Source organism: uncultured Psychrosphaera sp. (assembly GCF_947500655.1).
GTDB lineage: Bacteria > Pseudomonadota > Gammaproteobacteria > Enterobacterales > Alteromonadaceae > Psychrosphaera.
Window position 1 is genome coordinate 161,323 of sequence record NZ_CANMSK010000003.1, and the last position, 19,333, is coordinate 180,655.

A 19,333-nucleotide genomic window follows, 5' to 3' on the forward strand; every position below is an offset into this window, starting at 1 on the left:
CGAATTATACGTTAATTTTATACAAATAAATATGGTAAAAACTACTATTCACAAACTTATATTAATTGCGCTATTCTTATGACCTACGCGAACTAAAGTTAACTAACACTTATAAGCTAAGTGCTTATTAAATAAAATAAAATTACGGGCTAAATTTAATGTCTCAACCTCAGTTTGTAACTGAATTACTAAATACTTTAAAATCAAAATACCAACTTGTGCTAGATGATGCTGTTGAATTTTTTGCCGAATATAAAACTTTGCATCTTATATATGCTAAAGAGTCTAAGAAGTTTGAAGAAATACAACATCAGCTTACCACTATTTATAATTACAAAAAAAAGCATAACGTATTACCGAATATAAAAGGTCATAGCGATGCTAAGTCTTATATTTCAGAGTTAGAAGCAATAAAGCTAAGATCGCAAGCCGAAGTAGATAAAATTGAGCCTAAAGTTTTTGCTGGGTTTAAAAAACGCCAAGCTCTGTTAACAACAGTAGCAACTGCCATTGCAAAATCTATGATTAATGAGAGAGATGCTAGTCAATTTATAGCAACTATGATGTTACGAGCACCATTACCCGCGGATCATAACCGTTGCGATATTAACGAAAAAACAAAACCTATTTATATAGCAGCACTGGTTGTTTCATTGCTAAGTCAGCTAATTAATAAAGATATTATTGATGATGATTATATTACAAGCCGAATTCCGACATTAACCGAAAATGAAAAAGATCCAGACTTGGTAGAACATCATGAAGAAGAATTAGAAATTTATATAACTGAAGTACTTAATCCTATTATAGTCGCTGCTCTACTCCATAATATAGGTAGTTATTGCGTAGAGGCTGAAGCTATTTATCAAGGCGACCGTTATCAAGTATTAGATGAAGAAGCCCGTAAATCATTAATTAAAACCATAAGCGAACATACAAATATCTATTTAAATTGGGGTTTTGGTAAGCCATTAGAACGTTACTGGGGAGAAGAAAATCTTGATATTGAATTAGATAAATTTGACCTTATGCAGTCGATAGTCAAAAATTACCCCAAATCGCAAAGTCCTATTGGCAATTTACTACGAATTCCAATGATATATTCCTCATTTACCTTATCTACTAAATTACAACACGACTTTAGATTCATCTTCAAAGCTTACGATATTTTAGCTAGCGGCATAGAAAAAAAGGTTATTTACCAACCTTATGCAGAAGTATTCTTAAACATGGTTGGCAAGTATCCACTAGGTGCAGGAATTTCATTTATATCTTTAGAAACTGGGTATCCAGAACGTGCAATTGTCTCTGCATTGAATCCGCCAGATCCAACAACAGCTATTGTTAAGCAGTTAACTCGACGCCAAGTTTATGCGGATGATCATACTCAAGTAGCCGTAACTAAAGACTATATAGTGTCAAACAGCACTGCACGAAAAAATTCAGAATTTGATACATCTTATTATAAAAAACAATTTCCTAATGGCTATTATTGGAATCCATCAGAGGCTTGGCAAGTTGATTTAGAACATAAGAAATTTTGGCGTAGAGATAACAGACTTAAACCTAACTAATCAATCACCAGAATGTCCTACCGTTTGGCCATTCTGGTATTTTCCTTTTATTTCAGCAAACTATCGGTAAACTAAGGAGTGTCATAACTAAGACTATTCAAGAGAGTCCAATGAAATTAACATCCATTTTTTTCCTGTCTACATTATTTATCCTCAACGCCTGTACTGATGCTAGCCATAATAATACTGCTCAGTTCCAACAATTATTAAAAGAGCATTGGCAAAATGCCAACAAAGAACAAGTCTTTTTTAGGAATGATCCTGATACTTTTAGAATGAATGGTAAATTACCAGAGATGTCTGAAGTTGGTAGAAAACGCCGTGCCGAATTTAATCAAAGCGTTTTAACCGACTTAGAAAAAATTGACGTTAATGCACTGAATGATGCTGACCAAGTTACTTACCGTTTATTTAAATACGAACGTGAAACAGAAGCTAAAAGCTATCAGAATATTGATCACTATTTCCCAATGAATTATTACGCTGGTTACCACAGCTACTTTGCTGGCGCACCTGGTAACATGTCGTTTTTAACTACCAAAGATTATGATAACTATTTAGTAAGTTTGGCGGATTTCCCACGTTATAACCAAGAACATATTAATGACTTAACCATAGCGATTGAAAAAGGTTATACCCAATACTGTGAAACCTTTAAGGATTATCACAAATCAATTAGCAAACATATAGTTGATAAGGTTGAAGACAGTAACTTTTGGGCACCTCTTGCCAATATCCCAGCAAACTTTAACGCCCAAGACAAACAAGCTTATCGCAAAAAAGCTAAACAGCTTATCGCTGATGTAGTGATCCCTGAGTACCAAAAGTTCTACACATTCTTTACACAAAGCTACATGACAAATTGTAGAACCGTCGCTGGAATTAGTAGTGTTGAAGGTGGAGCCGATTACTATAAATATCTAATAAACTACTTCACAACCACAGATATGACAGCGGATGAAATTCATCAAATTGGGTTAGATGAAGTAAAACGTATACGCCAAGAAATGCAGCAAATAATAGACAACGTGGGCTTTAAAGGTGACTTTAAATCTTTCATTAAATTCTTAAGAACAGACCCGCAATTTTATGCAACGACGGAACGTGATTTATTAGAAAAAGCCAGTTACATAAGCCGAAAAATGGCAGCCCAATTACCTAAATGGTTCTCAGTATTACCACGTACACCATTTGATATTAAATCAAGTGCCAGTGGTGCTTATTATGTTGGCTCTGACGGTACAGGAAAAACTTCTGGCACTTATTTTCTTGCCACTAAAAACTTAAAAAGCGAACCGTTATACACACTGGAAGCATTAACCTTCCATGAGGCAGAGCCAGGTCATCACCTGCAAGGTTCACTGGCTCGTGAGATTGATATGGCTGAGTTTAGAAAAATATTGTCACACTCAGCATTTACCGAAGGTTGGGGTTTATATTCAGAAAAGCTAGGTAAAGAGATTGGATTTTATCAAGACCCTTACAGTGACTTTGGCCGTTTAACTTACGAAGCATGGCGCGCATGTCGTTTAGTGGTAGATACAGGTATTCATGCCAAAGGTTGGACTCGTCAACAAGCTATCGATTATTTAGCAGAAAACACAGCATTAAGTATGGCTGATGTGATTGGTCAAATAGACAGATACATTAGCTGGCCTGCTCAAGCTTTGTCTTACAAAATTGGTGAGATAAAAATGTTACAGCTACGTAAATTAGCAGAAACAGAGCTTGGTGATAAATTTGATATAAGAGCATTTCATGATCAAATTTTAACCAACGGCAGTTTACCGTTAGCCTTATTAGAAGAGCTAACAAAAGACTGGATTGCTAAGCAAAAGTCTATTTAATAAAAATTAATTAGCACCAAAATGACTAATGTTATTTTGGTGCTACATTTACTTTACCTCCTGAGTATTTCCATACTGTTTCCAATTGTATTTCAAAGTATCCACAAATTTAATATCTCCCTGCTCTTCAGCAGAAACAAATAGAATAAATTCACTTTCATCATTTAACACAATAGTAACGATAGTATCATCAGCAACACTTTGTGATTGCTTCACGTTAATAGCTGTTATTTTGTCATAAGTAGCCGACTTAACTTGGAACCCACTGTCATCATCCATCCAATACGAAAACACTCTTTTCTCTGTGAAACCATTGCCATCTTCACGAATATCAAACGTACCTGCACTATAAAAGTGTGAAATGGTTTCATTTGGCGACAATACACTTTTACGGTAAAGATATTTAAGATCACTTGATAATATATCTTGCTCAGTAACAACAGTGGAACTTGGAAGATAATTAGTAAAAGTAATCGCCGTATGAATCCATAATGGGATAAAAAGAATAATGCTTAAATAAGTAGTTACACGCCAAGTAGAATTATAGCTATAAGCTCGAGTGTCTTTTTCATTCACTTTATTGATATAAGTTAATGAAGGCAAAAATAACAATGGAGTAAGAAAGAAGATTATATCTCCATAATTTGAGTCGAAATACACATCAATAATCGACATTAAGACATAACCTACAGCTAATAAAATAGCTGCATAAACTGGCATAGCTCGGTTATCGCCAAACCGTTTTTTAGAGTCTTCAATTAGGTGAGCCATAAATGGATAAAACCAAATAACAACAAACCAACCACGGACAATTGGCATTGTGTGTAAATTATGGGCTGTTTTTATTGCCAACCAATTTCGATACATCCAATAAGCGTTAAATAATCCCATCGTCAAAGTACTTAAAACCAAGAACTTCACTATTGAGATAGGGAAAAATACAGCACCATCAAACTGCGGACGTTTTTTAGATTCCTGACGCCAGAGCAAAATTATAATAATCAAGACAAGAATGTAAGCCATTGCTAAGTTGGCTCTCCATCCAAGCTCTTCAAACTTATTCGTTTTTTCGTCTATTGAAGCATTATCCGCCGCGGGGGTATCTGAACTCTCGGCTACATCTGGATACTTTTTGATCCCGTAATAGGCTATTTCGCGTAGACGTTTTCGAGCTTCAATATACTCAGTAATTTTATCTGCTGGTACATGATCCACTTTTGATTGGTAATCATAACGAATCGTTAATGTATGATTTTTAAAATCAATATTTTCAGAAAATTTAAAAAAATCGTTATCTTCCAATGTTGATTCATTATTTAAATTCCATCCAGTATCAGCAAACTCAACAATAAAAGTATTACTTATCTTATTTGGGAATTGAAGATAAAACGGCGTTGTACGATTTATTTCCTCCACTTTTTTAACAGTATTGCGAATATCTGTAGGGTAAAAGTCGACTGAAAGATCATCACCTTGATGCCAAAATTTAGGGATAGTATATGCTTCCTTCATAGTGACTACGCCTAATTCACTATCGTTTTCAATCTCAATATCTGCAGTTGCAAGTAACGAAGCAAAGAAACCTTGATAATAAATTTCGTAACTTTCTGACATGGCATTCTTACCATCTCGTTCAATACGATTTAAACGCGAAGTTGCTTCATAACCATAATATTTAGTATCAACGGTTAATACAGCATCTGCATTTTCACCGCTTCCCACAGAGTATTTTTCCGTTATTGCAACTTCTGAATATTCATCAACATTTACCATTTCAGTTAAATCAGTTTGCCCTTCCTTTAACACCAAAGCATAACCAAAATTAGGTTGATAAATATCAGCTAACTGACCAAATTGATTAGACATAGTTGGGTCTAGCCAGAACTGTTTATCTTTATAAAACAGAGTTACGATAACATGATCAAAGTATCCAACACCGGGAGGTAAAGACTTTAACAGCTTAGTGTCATCGGTATTAACTAACGCAGGATAAGATTCAACCCCCAAGCCTTCTAGCAAGGATAAAAATAAAACCGTTTTGTCTTTACAGTCACCATATTTAAGTTTTAACGTCTGATTTGGTGCCGTTGGCATATGGGAGTTTTCCCCCATCTCGATACCAAAATATCTAATTTCATCTTGCACGTATTTTAATGCAGCGATTATTTGTTGGTCTTTACTAGAATATGAATTTTTTATTGTGCTAACTATGTCATTAATTGAGTCAAAATCTGTATCAAAATGGTACATAGGCTCAGCCCAATTGACGACATCAACCCAGTCACTAGTTTCATTAAAATACGCATGGGCATAAGAGTCGTGCCAATTAGGCGTCTGGCTTGGTCTATCAATAGTTGGTTCTAAATGTAAACTTACTTGATATTGCTTATAGCCATTCCAATTTGTTTGTTTAACTGGTGCATCAATATTTATTACTTTTACATTCAGAGGTTTGTCTTTCCCCCACAGTATTCGTAAAAACTGATTTTCAACGGGTACGCTCCAATTGATACTACGAGTATAGGAAAAAAGACCTTTATACACAGGGTTTGTGCCAACTCTAGAGTAGCTATAATCAATAACATCACCAATTTGTACATCATCAACGATCATATTTAACGATAAGGAACCATTATAAATTTGATTAGATAAATCATCTTCACGATTCACAACTGAGGCGCTTGACGACTCAATTTTATTAATACGTTTACCGTTTCTAATAATATCAAGGTTATGTAAATGTAATGTTTGGTAAAGGGGATCAAAATCGATGTTTATTTGAGATGAGCCTTCCACACCAGTTTGGTTAACGACAGATTCAACAAAACGCGAAAATCTAGTTCTCTCACCGTCATGTTCTACTTTAATTTGGTCGTCGACTAATCGATAAAAGACACCGTCTTTGATTTCATCAATAGGGATTGGTGTATCCAAAGTTAGATCACGACTATCAATCCAAGTTGGTTGCTCAACAATAGAAACCGAATCATGTAATTTTTTGGCTAGACTTTGAAGGCTAAAAATGGAGATGAATACAAAAAAGACTAACGATATTATGGATTTGAAAAGAGATGGTTTATACATTTATAAATTCCATTTTTAATTTAACAATCAGTCTACCCCACATAAGTTAAATTTAAAATAGCGTTTCATCTTGGTAATTTGGAGCTGGAAAACAATTTCAAAAATACAATTTTTAGACAAGAAAACAAAAGAGCAACATCATTAATGACGTTGCTTCCTGCATTTAACTAGTAATTAAACCAGCAAATTAGGACTTTTTACTATCAACATGAGGCTTTATCACAACGCCTTGTTCTGGTGCCATCATGCCTTTCAATAGTCGGCCAAATATATCAGCGCCAGTAATGATGCGTTTATTTTCTCCCCAAACTAACAGTACGTCATGATCGATAACGCCATCAAAATTTTTGTCAATTGAGCCATTGGCTTTCATATCCAATATAGCTTCGTTTAACGAGGTTGATTCGTCCGTTAGTACCACAGGGCGATGACAGTAGCGATAAGGGTCAAAGTCATTAGGCTGAAACAGGGCAGCTCTTGAAAATCCATCAGCATCTAATACTAACAAAGGCCAACCATCTTCATTGGTTAAGATAACCCAATTGTAATCGGTTTGATTAACTAAAACTAAAAATGGATCATCGGTTTTATTTGTCATTTCAGGAATAATGGGTAAATCCAATTTTGTAGGTAAGGGAATAATTGATTTAGGGTCAATTAACCCCCCTTCTTCTATCACTTTAATTTCGTCCATAGAAAAAAAGTTTAACGCGCCGATGCCTTCAACATGATTTAAATCAGCTTCTTCTGCCGTAATATGTGAGCGTATAATGTTACGTAATTCACTTTCTGCAAAGTAAGTAATTCCCTCTTTTCCTAACCAACCATCAAGAACAAGACCTGTCGGTTTTGCCACTATATAAAACACCATTTGGTAAAAGCGTACTATTGGTGACAATAAGCTACCCATTTTTAATGCATTACGCGAAAAATAAGCCTGCGGGGTAATTTCACCAATTATAGTAATCGCAATAGTTGAGAATAAAAATGCACTCACGCCAGCCAACACAGAGTCTGATAACAAGGTTAACAAAACATTAATACACACGTTGCCCCATAAGATAGTGGCTAATAGAAAGTTAGAGTCATCTCGCAACTTAAGTATTTTCTTAGCATCTTTGTTGCCCTTTTTAACCTCAACTTCAAGGTGCAGTCGGCTTATTGAGAATAGCGCTAAATTCAAGCCTGAAAATATCGCTGATTGTGAGATACAAAAAGCAATTGCGCACCAAGTAAGAATGTCCATTGACATAAGTTGTGTCCTAATAAGTAAATAAGGTGGTGAATATAGACTAATACAAAATAAAGTAACTTAATAAATTATCCACTACTCAATAAATTTATTTTGTTAAAGTCAGTCATCAATCAACCCCGTTCATAGTAAAATAAAAATCACTTAGTTGATGAGTATAAAGCCATGTATTATGACTTCAAAGCCACAACAATGATTAACCGAAAAAGAAGATTAAATTGAGCGATAACAAACGAGAAGTCGAAACTGGAGTCATTCGTAAAGTACAACATGTTAGCATTTGGCTAATTAGTATTTTAGTCATAGCTCTTGGGGTTTATCTAACCATGATAGAGTTTTGTAATATCGAATGGTTAACGCGCAGTGGTTGCGTTGTCGTGATGTTGGGCATTTGGTCTGGCATGGGCGGAATAATTGAAGAGCATGTATTGATCAGTCGATTTGATGTGCAACGACGAATTGCAATTTCTCGTGCCAAAGTAAAATTACGTAAAATCAGTGCACCAGATGAATATGTGGAAAAAGAACTTGAGTCCATTGAATCAGAACATGAACGTAAAGTTGAAGAGTTAAGAAATAAATTCCGCTTGCAGTTAGGCATACTTGAAGTCTCATTATTAATGACTGGAACCTTTATTTGGGGTTTTGGCGACTTACTTTTCAAACTTAGCTTTTAGGATCAACAAGGTTATGACTGACGATAAATGGTGGGGCGACTTTTCTTTTGATAACCAACAGATCAAAAGTTGGCAAATTGGTGAACGAGCAATAACCATAAAACGTTCCGTTAATGAATGGAATTGCTGGAATTTTGATACCGAAGATGAAATAGACCAGCCTATTGTGCAACGCGAGCTGACCGACAATAATCAAGAGTCGGATACCGCTGAAAAAATGTTTGGCCGTTACCTAGAAAACCATTCAGAAGGTAAGATCAGAATATTACCTTTACTGGCAGACCGTTCAGTAGTCACACGTCCTGCAACACCGTTAACCTTGTTAGCCGGTGAAAGTGCTCGACTATTTATTAGTACGCCAATCTGGTTTAGTGCGCAAACGCTCACTGATCATAAAACGTTACCAACTCAACAAGTATTTTTAGACTTACCATTTTGGCGACCTTCCGACTCTTGGTTTGGTGCTTCAACAATAGATGGGCAGCTATGCTACGCAAAATACACTTCAGCTAGAGTACAGCTAGATCACTTGGAAAAGCGCTCTCACCGAGCCATAACGCCAATTACCGTTATTAACCATCAACACACACCGCTTGTGATAGAACGCATTAATGTGCCAGTTAACTTATTGCATTTATATTGTGATAACCACCATCAATTTTGGACGTCAGGCATTACAGTTACAACCGAGAACAACTCAAAAAATGTAGAAATGCACATTAATCAAAAAGTACCGACAGAAGTGCATTCATACGAACTGATAAGTACGCCTCGTATTAAATCAGAAACAAATAAATTAATACGCAATATCAGCAACTTATTTGGATAACAAAGCTATGGATTCTATTCGCGAGATTATTACCTTAATACAAACTTCATTTTTATATGTGTTATTTCAGGCAGTGTTATTAGTCATTATTGGCTATATTCTGGGCCGAATATTCAGTGGAATTGTGGCTAAAATCGTTGATAATAAAATGACAACACACGGCCAGTTTTTATTAAAACGAACAGTGTTTTATATCATCTTGGCCTTATTTGCTTTGTCAGCTCTAAAACATGCAGGGTTTGACTTAAGTATATTATTGGGCGCTGCTGGTCTATTTACTGTGGCATTAGGTTTTGCTTCACAAACATCGGCCTCTAACTTAATTAGCGGTTTGTTTTTAATGGTTGAAAGACCATTTTCTATCTCTGATATTATTCAGGTCAGTGATATTACTGGGGAAGTGATTTCCATTGATTTATTGTCGGTAAAACTTAGAACATACGACAATTTATTTGTGCGCATTCCAAACGAAAGCATGATCAAAACGCCAGTAACCACGTTAACCAAATTTCCAATTAGACGAGCCGATATAAAAGTTGGGATTGCTTACAAAGAAGATATTAAACGAGTGCGTGAAGTGTTATTAGGTATAGCGGCTAAAAATGTGATTTGTTTGGACGAGCCTGCACCACTGTTCATTTTAAAGGGTTTTGGTGATTCGTCAGTGGATATTCAATTTTCTGTTTGGGCTAAACGAGAAAACTTCCTAGAGCTGAAAAACTCTATGTATCAGCAAATTAAGAAAACTTTTGATGAACAAGGCATTGAAATACCTTTCCCTCACCTTAGCCTGTATAGCGGTAGTGAAACTAAACCTATGCCAATAGAGCTAAACGGTATTCGCGATAAAAATGAAGATTAAATAAAAAAGGGAGTGTTTAAAAACACTCCCTTTTATTTATATTATTGCTAATACGCAGCTAATAAAACAAATTAGCTCAGCTAGTTAACAAGCTTTAACCAATAACACACCTACTTTAAACTCAAGTACTTCTACTTTTGAGCCTTTAGCGATAGGTGAATCAGATTCCACTTTCCAATCAATACCTGAATAATGGTGCTTACCAAATACGCCAGCATCAACATCTTGCTCTAGGGTAAATTGATAACCATCTAAGTCAGTAGTCACTTTTTTATTGTTACTATGTGCCTGTAAGTTTTTTAGTGGTTTCCATAACAAAATGCTAAATAGCGCAGTTAAAAATGCCACCGAGATCAATACTGAACTAGTACTCGCGGGGATCACACCAAAGTGAATTAAGCCACCAGAAACCAGCATAGCAGAGCCAATTAAAGTTAAGTAGAAAGTGGCAAAACCAAATACCAGTACATCAATAACTGCCATTAATAAACCAACAGCCATTAACGCCTGACTCACATCAGAAAATAACCACATAAAAACTCCCGTTTACTTAGTCTTGTTAAGAGTATTAATAATCGTCATTGCTTGAGCAACCATGCTTGATGCATCTGTGCCGCTGTCAGGTAGTAAAACAACCGAAGACTCTTTTGCAATTGCTTGTTTAGCCGCTATTGCTTTTGTCGCTAAATCTAACTGAATTGCACTTTGACCTTGCTCGGTCTTTGCTACATTACCAACCATCTCTAATGCTTCAGCTTGTGCTTTAGCAACTTGAAGTATCGCTTGCGCTTCACCTTCAGCACTTAAAATCTGCTCAGCTTTTTCACCTTCTGCTGCTAATACTTGAGATTGTTTTTGACCTTCAGCAACATTGATTGCCGCTTGTCTATCACCCTCAGATTCAAGCACTTGCGCACGTTTTTCACGTTCTGCTTTCATTTGACGTTCCATCGCTTCCATAACAGAAGATGGTGGAACAATATCTTTAATTTCATAACGTAATACCTGAACACCCCAAGGTGCAGCAGCGTCATTAATTGCAGATACGATATTCGCATTTAACGCATCACGCTCTTCAAAGGTTTTATCTAGTTCCATTTTACCAATTTCACTACGCATTGTTGTTTGCGATAATTGCACAACAGCAAAGATATAATCGTCAACACCATAAGACGCTTTATAAGGGTCAAGAACACGGAAGTACAATACACCGTCAACGGTTAACGAAATATTATCTTTAGTGATAGCTGATTGGCTAGGTACATCAATCGCTTGTTCTTTTAACGAGCGGTCGTAACCCACTTTATCAATAAATGGCACAATGAAGTTTAAACCAGCTTCAATTGTTTTATTAAATTTACCAAAACGTTCTATTAAAATAGCTCTGTTTTGCGGTACAAATTTAACTGAAGACTTAAGTAATACAACGACTAAAGCAAGTATTGCAAACTCAAATGTGAATAATGTAGAAAATAACATTTCCATAAAAAAAATCCTTATTAATTCAAAATAATTTCAAGCTACATTAATACAAACAAACCCGGAAATGTAAACCGATTTCGCTTTATATAAATGTTTAAAAAGCTTTAAAAACTGGTCAACTGTAAATCTGACTTTGCTTGAAAGACAAATAACACATTGACACCTAAAGGTTACAATTGATACCTTTAGGTTACAAGTTAAAATACTTTAAAGGATTAACTATGACTAACGACATTAAATCAACCGTGGTAAAAGAAGAAAAAGACTTATACAACAATGCCATTACAAGTCTTTTAGTCGCGGCAATGTTTATTTTTGACTATTTAGATAAATTCCAAGAGCCATTAATAAAAATGTACACTTTGATATATGTGTTATATGGCATAGCCTTTATCGCTATTTTTATTTTGCTTATTCGAAACCTGATAAAAGCGGCTACTCGCATGAGTAAAAAAAATTTCTGGGTTGATAACTATGAAGATGAGTACTTTAATTATATTAACAATAAAGGCTATAAGTACCTTTGTTGTACATTATTAATTTACCTTACAATATTTTCAATTTTTGGAAAAAACTTTGAATCCATTCCAATTGATAGTTTTTGTAAATTTGGCGCCGCTTTAGGTTTCTTCACCTACGGTTTAACTGTGATATTGTCATTAAAGAGTAAAGATGATTAATCAACTAGATAACAATATCGCAAAATTAAGAGCTCAACGAAAAATCTCCCAACAGCAATTAGCTGATGCAATTGGCGTATCAAGAAAAACAATTAGCACAGTTGAAACGAGCCGATTTACACCATCAGTTGTTATAGCTCTTAAACTTGCCAATTATTTTTCAGTTCCTGTAGAAAAAATATTTATATTAAATGAAACATGACCTAATAAATAAGTGATGAACATTGTAATCGATCGACTCTGATTACATGGCATTAATCGCCTATTTAGCTAACCCCCCTAGACTTTTTTTGTGTATTTACATAACGTAAGCACGGAACCAATTTAACTGGATAATAATTAATGAATAAAACAAAAATCTCACTAAGTTTAGCTGTCATTTCAGGCTTGTTTTTAGCAGGTTGTGGTCAATCTGCTGACTCTTCAGATGCAGCCAAAAGCAGTGAACAAACAAAAATGGAAAAAGTTATGTACCCAATCACTAAAAAAGGTGATGTTGTTGACGAATATTTTGGTACGCAAGTTCCTGATCCATATCGTTGGTTAGAAGATGATATGAGTGCAGAAACCGCAGACTGGGTAAAAGCACAAAATGTTACAACACAAAGCTATCTTAGTAATATTCCTTATCGTGAAAAAATCGAAAAACGTCTTTCGGCATTGTTAGATTACGAAAAAGTAGGAACGCCTTTTATTGAAGGCGATTACAGTTATTTTTATAAAAATGACGGATTACAAAACCAATATGTTTTATATCGCCAAAAAGGTGAAAGCGAAGCTGAAGTATTCTTAGATCCAAATACCTTTAGTGAAGATGGCACCGTCTCACTTGCAAGTCTTGAATTTACTCAAGACGGTTCACTTGCTGTTTATATGATATCTGAAGGTGGTAGCGACTGGCGTAAAGCTAGAATAATTAATACCGAAACCAAAGAGATGGTAGAAAAAGAATTAGTCGATATTAAATTCAGTGGCTTATCTTGGGTTGGTAATGAAGGATTTTACTACTCAAGCTACGACAAACCAAAAGGCAGTGAGCTTTCTGCAAAGACTGATCAACACAAACTTTATTACCATAAACTTGGTACTTCTCAAGCTGACGACACGCTAGTATTTGGTGGAACTGATGCAGAAAAGCATCGTTACGTTGGTGGTAATGTTACCGACGATGGAAAATACTTATTAGTTTCTGCTGCGGTTTCTACATCTGGCAACCGTTTATTTATAAAAGATTTAACTAAATCTGACTCAAAATTAATTCCTGTCGTAACTAACACAGACTCTGATAACTACTTACTAACAAGTGAAGGTGATGATCTTTTATTAGTAACGAATATGGATGCGCCAAATAAACGTGTTGTAAAAGTGAATGCGTTATCGCCAGAGCCTAAAAACTGGGTTGATGTTATTCCAGAAACTGAAAACGTATTATCAGTTTCAACTGGCGGCGGTTACTTATTTGCTAAATATATGCGCCATGCAACTTCATTTGTTCAGCAATACCAGTTAACAGGTGAATTAGTCCGCAATATTGAGTTACCAGAAGTTGGAACCGCTGGCGGATTCTCTGGTAAAAAAACACAAGCAAAAATCTATTATTCATTTAGTAATCAGAAAACACCAAGTACTACTTTTAGCTTAGATGTTAAATCTGGTTCGTCTGATGTGTACATGAAATCTAAAGTTAAATTCAACAGCGACGATTTTGAATCTAAACAAGTTTTCTACGCTTCAAAAGACGGTACTAAAGTACCTATGATCATCACCCATAAAAAAGGCCTTAAACTAGATGGAACAAATCCAACTATTCTTTACGGCTACGGTGGCTTTAATATTAGCTTGCAACCACAGTTCAGCTCAACTCGCGCAGCTTGGTTAGAGTTAGGTGGCGTTTACGCAGTTGCTAACTTACGTGGCGGCGGTGAATATGGTAAGAAATGGCATGACGCTGGAACCAAGTTACAAAAACAAAACGTATTTGACGACTTTATTGCCGCTGCTGAGTACTTGATCAGTGAAAAAATCACATCATCAGACAAGCTTGCTGTGATGGGTGGTTCAAACGGTGGTTTATTAGTTGGTGCGGTAATGACTCAACGTCCTGAGTTATTTAAAGTAGCTTTACCTGCGGTTGGTGTATTAGACATGTTGAGATACCACACATTCACATCTGGTGCTGGCTGGGCTTATGACTACGGCACATCTGAAGACAACAAAGAGATGTTTGAGTATTTGTTAGGTTACTCTCCTGTGCATAACGTTAAAGCTGGCGTGCAATATCCGGCAACGTTAGTAACAACCGGCGATCACGATGACCGTGTTGTACCAGCACATTCATTTAAGTTTGCCGCTGAATTACAAGCTAAGCAAGCTGGTAGTAACCCAACTCTAATTCGCATTGAGACAGACGCAGGCCACGGAGCTGGTACACCAATTAGTAAAACAATTGAACAGTACGCCGACATTTATGGCTTCACTTTATATAACATGGGTGTGAAAGATATTTAATTAATATCTGTAAACCTGAATCTCAAAAGCCATCATTAAGATGGCTTTTTTGTTTTCAAGGGATTCGGTTTTCAAGGATTTTGGGGTTCAGAGATTATTCCTTAGTGATCATTCAAAAGCTAAAACATACCAGCAAACAACTAACTGTTAAGATCATTAAGATTATTCACTATGGTGTTGGTTATTCTTTTAAAGTCTTCTAGCTCTTGATCCGTCAGATTTTTCTGCATTTGTTGATGGACATTACTTTGAGTTTCAGCAATCAATGAAGCTAAACGTTTTCCTTCATCCGTTAATGACAATAACTGACTTCTTCTGTCTTCTGGATTATCTGTTTTTATCACCCAAGCATTGGTGATCATGTCTTTCACCAACCTGGCAATTTGGGCTTTATCTCTGGCAAAAAAATTAACGATATCATTGGCGGCACATGCTTTATTACTCTCGATAAAGGTCAAACATTTTACGTGCATGTAATTCAAGCCAAGTTCACTGGCATTTAAACCTGTCCTCATTGCCAATCTGTAAGAATGAACAAAAGCAAAAACAGTATCTGAAATTGAATTGTCGTGCATTTTAATACCTTTAATAATATAGTTGACAAAATCAACCAAACAAGAATATAGTAGACCTTATCAACTTAATATCTAATATACAAGTTAAAGGTGATTGACTATGGCTCAAAGAAAACCCAATGTTCGTGTAACACAAGTTAGTGACATTATTGAATTATCACCTCATTTACGCCGCATCGTTCTATCAGGTGATAGCCTTAAAGGATTTTCTACCGGGCAAGAAGGTGCTCATGTAAAAGTGGTTCTACCGTCAGAACAACCCTCAGAGCAACCGTCAGAGCTACAAACTACTTCAGCCGATAAAAGCCAAAAAATGCGCTCATATACCATACGCAGCTTTAAAGAAGACACGCTAGAACTAACCCTCGATTTTGTCATAAATAGACATGACGGCCCGGCTACCAACTGGGCTAAAAACGCTAAATTAGTTGATAAGCTCATCATTGCAGGGCCTGGCCCATTAAAGATCACGGACTACGATCAAACGAGTTATTTATTAGTGGGCGATATTACCTCAGTAAATGCAATCAACGGTTTTGTACCTAAGTTTAATCAAGATGCCGACATTCGAGCTGTAATATCAGTGCCAACACGCTCAGATATTATAACAATGGATTATGATGATTCAGCGAATACATATTGGTTTGTTGAGGATGAAATGAGCATTTCATTAGAAGAGCAAGTGTTAACACTCGCCAAAAACATGGCAAAAGACACTCGTGTTTTTCTAGCATTAGAAGCCTGTAAAATTCGCTCGCTCAGACCTATGCTAGAAGAGCAATTAGGATTCAGTAGACTAGACTGCACAGCGGTTGGATATTGGAAGCAAGGCGTGGATGCTGATAAATTTAGTGCACAGAAAAAATCAGGTTCTAATTAGAGCCTAGTTAATCAAAGTTCACTTTTCCACGCAATTGTTTCACTTGAGCTTTGTTCTTTTTACCGTCTAAACGACGAGTTTTAGACGCTTTAGTTGGTTTAGTACTTATCCTAGCCTTTACTGGTACATTCACGGCTTTTATTATTTCAATCAAACGTTGAATTGCATCATCACGATTTTTTTCTTGTGTTCTGTGGGACTGAGCTTTTAATACAATAACGCCTTCTTTGGTTAAGCGTTTGTCTTTTAAAGCGAGCAATCTCTGCTTATAAAACTCAGGCAAGCTGGAATTTGCAACATCAAATCTAAGATGGATTGCAGACGAGACTTTATTAACATTTTGCCCACCAGCACCTTGTGCTCTAATAGCTGTGAGCTCCACTTCTTCATCGGGAATGGATACATTGTTTGAAATAACTATCACTAGATCTTAGTAACCTATTCTTTAAAAAATTCGTTATCTTGCTCAGCTAACATATCTTCCATTGCGTCTAAGTCAGCGTCTGACATTACTGCACCTTGAATTGGTTGGGTGATCACTCTTGTATCACTAGCCCATTCACCTAGGTCAATTAACTTGCAGCGTTCGCTACAAAATGGTCTAAATTCAGAAAGGGGTTGCCATATAACGGCGGTTTCACAGGTTGGGCATTTCACTACTGTAGTCATAACTTTTTCTAATTTGCTAGCAAGTTGATAATTCAAACTCAATTGTATCATCTACACCTGTTTTGACTAATACTTTATCTGGCATCATGAAGGTTATGGTGTAACGATGTTTACTGCCACTTACCATAGGAAATACACCGAGGTCAGCGTCGTACTTTACTCTAATAAGAGATGTCTGATTATCGCAAGAGTTTTGATAAAACCCTTTAACCGCAGTCTTATTTTCAAATGGGCCTAACTCTCTTAAAAATAACAAAGTAAAGTTTAACGCTTCTCTTAAAGGCTTTAGAATATTTACCCACTCGTCAACATCTAGCTGTCTTTGCTCTATTGGTTTATTGCACCAGTAATCTAGCTGAGGTAAGTCAAAACTACATGTACCTCCGGCAATGGAAAAACGCTGACGTAAACTAGCTAAAAATTTATCATCTTTTAAGATAGAACAAACCTTGTCCATATTGTTTACTTTACTTTGTAATTCAACGGCTTGCTGTAGGTTGTTTTGCAGATTTTCGTCATATACATCAGGGTGAGCAGACCAACGCACCATATTCTTTTCAAGTAAGTCTAAATAAAAAGACAGAGTGGGCCTAATATCATTTCTCTCCAGAACCTCAATACAATTGAACAAAACTGAAAAGAAAGATTGGATATTTACTCTGTTGCTTATGTTCTTGTGGCCATCTAACAAACCAAACAATAACTCTAAGCGCATAAAAACACGTACTCTTTCATTTAAAGGATGTTCGTAAATCACTGAATTCATTATTCTGTCTTTTTATTATTAAAATTACTTCTCTAAAAACATTTGCTTAAAATATCAACTAGAGATTAATGAATTTAGCACTAATTCATCACATTAATAGACTTATCGGCAGATAATCGTAAAAATTCAGTATTTAACTTAATCGCTTGTTGCTGTAAAAAACAAATATCATGCTCGTTGGTAACTAAATAATCAGCTTTTTCATTTCTTTGTTCTCTTGAATACTGACTTGTCATAATCGCTTTTATTTGTTCTTGCGCCACATCATCTCTGCTAGACGCTCTATGTACCTGAACATGCTCTGGCACGTCCACAACGACTACTTTATCAGCTAACTTATCTAACTTATTTTCAAATAACAAAGGAGCCGATAAAATAACATAGGGTGATTTTGCATGAAGCAATTGTTGTATCAGTTCATTACGAATAGCCGGATGCATAATCGCATTCAGTGTCTGTTTGCTTTGCTCATCACTAAAAATAATATCTCTTAATTTAGCTCTGTTTAACGCACCGTTTGGTAATAAAATATCGTTACCAAACTCATTAGCAATTTGTAGTAAAGTTGGTGAATTAGGTTCAACCACTTCACGGGCAACCACATCGGCATCAACAACAACTACATTTAACTTTTCAAACTCAGCAGTTAGTGCTGACTTACCAGATCCAATACCACCTGTCACACCTATGATTAATTTATCATTAAGATTTAATTGATTAGTGTTAGCTGTTTCAGTCATGACAATAAGCCCATATACCAGTTAAATATCTCGCTACCCCATAGCATAACAATCCAACCAGCTATTGCTAAATATGGTCCAAATGGAATTTCGGTATTACGGCCAGCACCAGATGTAACTATCAAACCAATACCGACAATGGCACCAACAATAGAAGACATTATAATAACCATAGGCAACTGTATAACACCGACAACCGCACCAATAACCGCTAATAACTTAAAGTCGCCGTGCCCCATGCCTTCTTTACCCGTGACTAATTTGAATACCCAATACACAGTCCATAAAAATAAATAACCAGCTATTGCGCCCCAAATCGTCGCCATTGGCGTTAAAAATACATTCCAATTAGCAGCAATTAACACAGCCCATAAAAGTGGAAGTGTAATTTGATCAGGCAATAACATGTGATCTATGTCGATAAACATTAAACTAATAAATGCCCAAGTTAAGGGGATAAGCACTAAACTTTGAGCTGAAAAACCAAATTGATAAGCCACCACAGCAGATGCTACCGCAGTTAACAACTCAATAGCTGGATAACGTTTAGATATTTTAGTTTGGCAATTTGCGCACTTACCTTTTAATAATAAGTAACTAATAACTGGAATATTTTGCCATGCTTTTATTGGCGTATTGCAACTTGGACAGTGGGAATCAGGTTTGGCTAAATTGAAGGTTTTAGGTTTATCTTTAGGTTCTGCCTTTAACTCGTCTTGTAAAAGCTCTCGGCAGTCACATTGCCATTCATTTTGCATCATTTTAGGCAGTCGGTAGATCACCACATTTAAGAAACTTCCTACTAGTAATGACAATACCGCAACGCTTATAACAAAAAAGGTTAAGTTCGTTTCTAACAATGATAATACAGGTTCAAACATAGGTTTTTAACATTCCGTTTTCGATGT

General features: G+C 35.9%; 19 protein-coding genes. 9 read left to right on the forward strand and 10 right to left on the reverse strand.

Features of this window, described 5'->3' with window-relative positions; translation table 11 throughout:
- The first annotated feature begins 158 nt into the window (after positions 1–158).
- Together Q0940_RS04170 and Q0940_RS04175 are read left to right on the forward strand one after the other, a co-directional pair.
- On the forward strand, positions 159–1,574 hold the full coding sequence (locus Q0940_RS04170) for a hypothetical protein (RefSeq protein ID WP_299264431.1): 1,416 nt from the start codon (positions 159–161) through the stop codon (positions 1,572–1,574).
- 110 nt (positions 1,575–1,684) lie between these two features.
- Positions 1,685–3,421, forward strand: coding sequence for a DUF885 domain-containing protein (locus tag Q0940_RS04175; RefSeq protein WP_299264435.1), 1,737 nt, complete (start codon positions 1,685–1,687; stop codon positions 3,419–3,421).
- A 48-nt stretch (positions 3,422–3,469) separates the two neighbouring features.
- On the opposite strand, the gene Q0940_RS04180 is transcribed toward Q0940_RS04175, so the two are convergent.
- Positions 3,470–6,505: a DUF3857 domain-containing transglutaminase family protein gene (locus tag Q0940_RS04180; protein WP_299264438.1), complete on the reverse strand. Its 3,036-nt coding sequence runs from the start codon at positions 6,503–6,505 to the stop codon at positions 3,470–3,472.
- Between the two features lie 187 nt (positions 6,506–6,692).
- The gene (locus Q0940_RS04185; protein WP_299264441.1) at positions 6,693–7,757 is read right to left on the reverse strand and encodes a DUF21 domain-containing protein; all 1,065 of its coding nucleotides are present in this window, start codon (positions 7,755–7,757) and stop codon (positions 6,693–6,695) included.
- Positions 7,758–7,975: 218 nt separating this feature from the next.
- Between Q0940_RS04185 and Q0940_RS04190 the strand changes: the two genes are divergently transcribed.
- Genes Q0940_RS04190 through Q0940_RS04200 form a run of 3 tightly spaced genes read left to right on the forward strand, consistent with a single transcriptional unit; the run spans position 7,976 to position 10,125 of the window.
- Complete coding sequence (locus Q0940_RS04190) at positions 7,976–8,434, forward strand: hypothetical protein (RefSeq protein ID WP_299264445.1); 459 nt, start codon at positions 7,976–7,978, stop codon at positions 8,432–8,434.
- 13 nt (positions 8,435–8,447) lie between these two features.
- Positions 8,448–9,263, forward strand: a complete 816-nt coding sequence (locus Q0940_RS04195) for a hypothetical protein (RefSeq protein ID WP_299264447.1) — start codon at positions 8,448–8,450, stop codon at positions 9,261–9,263.
- A gap of 7 nt (positions 9,264–9,270) precedes the next feature.
- Complete coding sequence (locus tag Q0940_RS04200) at positions 9,271–10,125, forward strand: mechanosensitive ion channel family protein (RefSeq protein WP_299264450.1); 855 nt, start codon at positions 9,271–9,273, stop codon at positions 10,123–10,125.
- Positions 10,126–10,209: 84 nt separating this feature from the next.
- Here Q0940_RS04200 and Q0940_RS04205 read toward each other — a convergent pair whose 3' ends face one another.
- Together Q0940_RS04205 and Q0940_RS04210 are read right to left on the reverse strand one after the other, a co-directional pair.
- On the reverse strand, positions 10,210–10,659 hold the full coding sequence (locus Q0940_RS04205; protein WP_299264454.1) for an NfeD family protein: 450 nt from the start codon (positions 10,657–10,659) through the stop codon (positions 10,210–10,212).
- A gap of 12 nt (positions 10,660–10,671) precedes the next feature.
- Positions 10,672–11,610 (reverse strand): slipin family protein, encoded by a 939-nt coding sequence (locus tag Q0940_RS04210; RefSeq protein ID WP_299264457.1) that lies wholly within the window; start codon positions 11,608–11,610, stop codon positions 10,672–10,674.
- A 218-nt stretch (positions 11,611–11,828) separates the two neighbouring features.
- On the opposite strand from Q0940_RS04210, the gene Q0940_RS04215 reads away from it, so the two are divergent.
- From Q0940_RS04215 to Q0940_RS04225, 3 genes are all read left to right on the forward strand, one after another.
- Complete coding sequence (locus tag Q0940_RS04215; RefSeq protein ID WP_299264460.1) at positions 11,829–12,287, forward strand: hypothetical protein; 459 nt, start codon at positions 11,829–11,831, stop codon at positions 12,285–12,287.
- The gene (locus tag Q0940_RS04220; RefSeq protein WP_299264463.1) at positions 12,280–12,489 is read left to right on the forward strand and encodes a helix-turn-helix transcriptional regulator; all 210 of its coding nucleotides are present in this window, start codon (positions 12,280–12,282) and stop codon (positions 12,487–12,489) included. The genes Q0940_RS04215 and Q0940_RS04220 overlap by 8 nt, the downstream gene beginning before the upstream one ends.
- A gap of 140 nt (positions 12,490–12,629) precedes the next feature.
- On the forward strand, positions 12,630–14,795 hold the full coding sequence (locus Q0940_RS04225; protein WP_299264466.1) for a prolyl oligopeptidase family serine peptidase: 2,166 nt from the start codon (positions 12,630–12,632) through the stop codon (positions 14,793–14,795).
- A gap of 140 nt (positions 14,796–14,935) precedes the next feature.
- On the opposite strand, the gene Q0940_RS04230 is transcribed toward Q0940_RS04225, so the two are convergent.
- Positions 14,936–15,370, reverse strand: a complete 435-nt coding sequence (locus Q0940_RS04230) for a MarR family transcriptional regulator (protein ID WP_299264469.1) — start codon at positions 15,368–15,370, stop codon at positions 14,936–14,938.
- A 100-nt stretch (positions 15,371–15,470) separates the two neighbouring features.
- Here Q0940_RS04230 and Q0940_RS04235 point away from each other — a divergent pair, with 100 nt between their 5' ends.
- On the forward strand, positions 15,471–16,250 hold the full coding sequence (locus Q0940_RS04235) for a siderophore-interacting protein (RefSeq protein ID WP_299264472.1): 780 nt from the start codon (positions 15,471–15,473) through the stop codon (positions 16,248–16,250).
- A 7-nt stretch (positions 16,251–16,257) separates the two neighbouring features.
- Here the strand turns inward: Q0940_RS04235 and arfB are convergent, their stop codons facing one another.
- From arfB to Q0940_RS04260, 5 genes are all read right to left on the reverse strand, one after another.
- Positions 16,258–16,674: an alternative ribosome rescue aminoacyl-tRNA hydrolase ArfB gene (arfB, locus tag Q0940_RS04240; protein WP_299264477.1), complete on the reverse strand. Its 417-nt coding sequence runs from the start codon at positions 16,672–16,674 to the stop codon at positions 16,258–16,260.
- A 14-nt stretch (positions 16,675–16,688) separates the two neighbouring features.
- The gene (locus Q0940_RS04245) at positions 16,689–16,919 is read right to left on the reverse strand and encodes a DNA gyrase inhibitor YacG (protein ID WP_299264480.1); all 231 of its coding nucleotides are present in this window, start codon (positions 16,917–16,919) and stop codon (positions 16,689–16,691) included.
- A gap of 16 nt (positions 16,920–16,935) precedes the next feature.
- The gene (locus tag Q0940_RS04250; RefSeq protein WP_299264483.1) at positions 16,936–17,685 is read right to left on the reverse strand and encodes a cell division protein ZapD; all 750 of its coding nucleotides are present in this window, start codon (positions 17,683–17,685) and stop codon (positions 16,936–16,938) included.
- A gap of 80 nt (positions 17,686–17,765) precedes the next feature.
- Positions 17,766–18,425 carry a dephospho-CoA kinase gene (gene coaE, locus Q0940_RS04255; RefSeq protein WP_299264486.1) on the reverse strand — a complete coding sequence of 220 codons (660 nt, stop codon included), beginning with the start codon at positions 18,423–18,425 and terminating at the stop codon, positions 17,766–17,768.
- Positions 18,422–19,306: an A24 family peptidase gene (locus Q0940_RS04260; RefSeq protein ID WP_299264489.1), complete on the reverse strand. Its 885-nt coding sequence runs from the start codon at positions 19,304–19,306 to the stop codon at positions 18,422–18,424. Before Q0940_RS04260 ends, coaE begins: the two co-directional genes overlap by 4 nt.
- Positions 19,307–19,333 lie beyond the last annotated feature (27 nt).